This window comes from Lentzea aerocolonigenes (assembly GCF_000955955.1).
Classification (GTDB): domain Bacteria; phylum Actinomycetota; class Actinomycetes; order Mycobacteriales; family Pseudonocardiaceae; genus Lentzea; species Lentzea aerocolonigenes_A.
The window spans coordinates 1-2945 of record NZ_JYJG01000252.1 but is presented as its reverse complement, the minus strand read 5'-3'; the positions used below and the strand labels follow the sequence as shown (position 1 = coordinate 2945).

3 protein-coding genes are annotated in these 2945 nt (G+C 69.3%); 2 read left to right on the top strand and 1 reads right to left on the bottom strand.

The genetic code is table 11. The features are described from left to right. Positions 1-1545, bottom strand: a 1545-nt coding sequence (locus UK23_RS29915) for a S8 family peptidase (RefSeq protein WP_196777944.1), incomplete at its 3' end; no start/stop codon positions are given. Positions 1546-1762: 217 nt separating this feature from the next. Here UK23_RS29915 and UK23_RS29910 point away from each other — a divergent pair. Both UK23_RS29910 and UK23_RS29905 read left to right on the top strand, forming a co-directional pair. Beyond that, the gene (locus tag UK23_RS29910; protein ID WP_045315021.1) at positions 1763-2152 is read left to right on the top strand and encodes a hypothetical protein; all 390 of its coding nucleotides are present in this window, start codon (positions 1763-1765) and stop codon (positions 2150-2152) included. 1 nt (position 2153) lies between these two features. After that, positions 2154-2879, top strand: a complete 726-nt coding sequence (locus UK23_RS29905; protein ID WP_045315020.1) for a DUF4253 domain-containing protein — start codon at positions 2154-2156, stop codon at positions 2877-2879. Positions 2880-2945 lie beyond the last annotated feature (66 nt).

The following is a 2945-nucleotide window of genomic DNA, read 5'->3' as shown; positions in this document are numbered from 1 at the left end:
GTTGTTGGTGTGGTTGGCCATCGCGACCAGGAAGCCGTAGCCGCCGGTGCCGTTCAGCGCGCCGTCGCGGGCGATCGACTGCACCTTGATCTGTGCGGTGGCTTCGGTCTTCTGCTGGGTGGAGATGGCCGTGCGGAGGACGTTGTTGTTGTCTCGCGCGATGATCACGCCGGGTTTGGTGACCTTGAACGTCGCGGTGGCCGTGCCGTGCGCCGGGACTTCGAGGGTGGTGCGGTCGGCTGTGATGGTGGTGGGGACGCTCAGGGTGAGCTTGACCGGCTTGGTGCCGTCGTTGCGATAGGTGACAGTGCCCTGGTCCTTCAGGGTGGCCGGCTCGGCGGTGAGCTGGGTTTTCGTTGCCCTGTCGAGGTTCGCGACGCCGGTGCCCTGGTCGAACACGCTTGCGTTGATCGGGTCCGCGGTGTTCGTGAGCGCGGCCTTGAGGCGTGCGGGCGCCCAGTCCGGGTGCTGTCCGGCCAGGATCGCCGCCGCGCCGGTGACGTGCGGAGTGGCCATCGACGTGCCGCTCGCGAGGGTGTGCCGGTCGTTGATCGGGTAGCCCATGGACGTGCCCGCCGCCCGTGCCGCCGCGATGGCGTAACCGGGTGCGCTGATCTCCGGCTTCACCGCGCCGTCGATGCGCGGGCCGCGGCTGGAGAAGTAGCTGAGCTGGTTGTCCTTCGTGACGCTCGCGACCGCCAGTGCCGCGTCCGCCGCTGCCGGTGAGCCGACCGACTCCGCACGCCCTTCGTTGCCCGCCGCGGCAACGAAGAGCATGCTGTACTTGGCGCTCAACGTGTTCAGCTCCTGGCTGAGCTCGTCGGTGCCGTCGGTCGCGTCGCCGCCGAGGCTGAGGTTCACGATCTTGGCGCCCTGTTCGGCCGCCCACCGCATGCCCGCGATGATCGCGGACTCCTCGCAGCCGTACGGCTTGCAGACCTTGCCGATCAGCAGGTCCGCGTCCGGTGCCACGCCCGGCTCCGGTCCCGTGCCGGCGATGATGCCCGCGACGTGGGTGCCGTGGCCGATCTCGTCGGTGACAACGTTGTCGTCCTCTGTGAAGTCCTTGGTGGCTTTGATGCGGTCCTTGAGGTCGGGGTGGTTCTGGTCGACGCCCGTGTCGAGGATCGCGACCTTGACGTTTTTGGCCGTGTAACCGCGCTGCCAGGCCTTCGGTGCCTTGATCTGCGGGGTGCTCTGGGCGTCGAGCGGCTTGAAGAGCCGGTCGGGGCTGATCTTCGCGATGCCGGGCAGTTCGCCGGCCTGGTTCGGCGCCTTGGGGTTGATCTGCTGCCACAGGTTTTCGCTGAGGTTCGCGGTCGTGATGCGTGCGTCGGTGTAGCGGACGAGGAACTTGGTCGTGGGGTTGCTGACGTCGAACAGCTTCGCGTCCAGCACGCCGTTGATGACGAGCTGCTGCGCGTCGAACGGGATGACCGACACCCGTCCCTCGTCCACCGTCTTGAGAAACGGCATCTTCTGGCGTCCGGGCGCGGGGTGGATGACCACGTTGGGCGGTTTGCCCTGCTGTGTGACGACGTTCACGCGGTCGCCGGTGATGAGGACGGTCCCAGTTTGCGTTGGAGAGGCAACCGCAGAAGGCACCACGAGTCCTGATATCAAGACCGCGGCCGCCGCCAGCGCCGACCTGCTTAACGTTTTCATGCAGGTCACGCTTCCGGTGACGGCCGTTCCGGAACAAGAGCCGGAACGGCCACAACCGTTGACCGACCTCCGAATCCGCCGACATAGAGTAGGGCCCATGATCTTCTACACCGACGAGGAGAGCCGCACGCTGCGCACCGCTGTGTACGGCGCGATGCTGCTGGTCTCCCATGCCGACCCCGGCCCTGTGCTGGAGGAGCGGTTCGCCGGCCTGCGTGCTCTCACGCACCTCTCGCACGATCTCCGCGTGGTCCTGGGCGCGGCCCGCCCGTCCGTGCCCGCCGGCACCGACGAGGAGATCGAGCCGGTCGTCCTCGAAGCCCTGCGCAGCACCATGAAGACCCTCGCCGCCCGGTCGCCGGAGGACGCCGCGTCGTTCCCGCGCGCCGTGCTGGCGATCTGCCGCGAGGTCGCCGAGGCCGACGGCGTGGTCGTCGACGCCGAGGACGCGATGGTGGCCCGCATCGAGGGCGCGCTCGTCATCTGAGATGACTCTGGAAGATCACCTCGCCGGGCTGGCGCTGCCGCCCGGCGAGGTCGTGCAGTCGTCGGTGTGGGTGAGCCACGGCCCGGCGACGCCTGACCTGTGGGTGTCGATCGCCCGCTCGAAACCCGGTCTGTGGCCGCTCGTGCTCGGCCAGGACGGGCCGTGGGACAGCGGCGAGCTCGTGACCGCGACCCCGGCCGCGGGCGATCCGGCCGTGCTGCTGCCGAAGTGGTGGTACGAGTACGTCGAGGAAGACCAAGAGGACGAGGTCACCTCGCCGTTCGGCCGCGACTGGCCGGGCTTCGCACCCGCGCTGCCGCTGACCGGCGACCCGGACGGCGCGGCGTTCGCGCTCGTGTCGAGCCTGCTCGGCGGCGATCCCCGGATGCGCCTCGGACTCGTGGCGGCCGACCGTGGTGCCGACGCGCTGGCCGAGATGGGCTGGTCCGGGCCCGCGAACTACGTCGGCGACATGGGCGAGGTCGTCTCCGTCATCCGCGACTGGGAGGAACGGTTCGGCGCGCGCGTTGTGGGCGTTGGCGGACACGACACGTTGCACCTCAGCGTGGCCGCGCCGCCGCAGTCGCACGACGACGCGTTGCTGGTGGCGGCTGAGCATTTCGCGTTGTGCCCGGACAACATCTGGTCGTCGCTGGACGCGCCGACTTTGGACGCTTACGCGGCGAGGTTGGTGGGGCAGGACGCATGGGCGTTCTGGTGGGACTAGTTGGTTCCAAGGGGCCGCCTCCCGCCCGGCCCGGTCGCCGCGCCGCGCGACGGCGGGTTCCGGGCT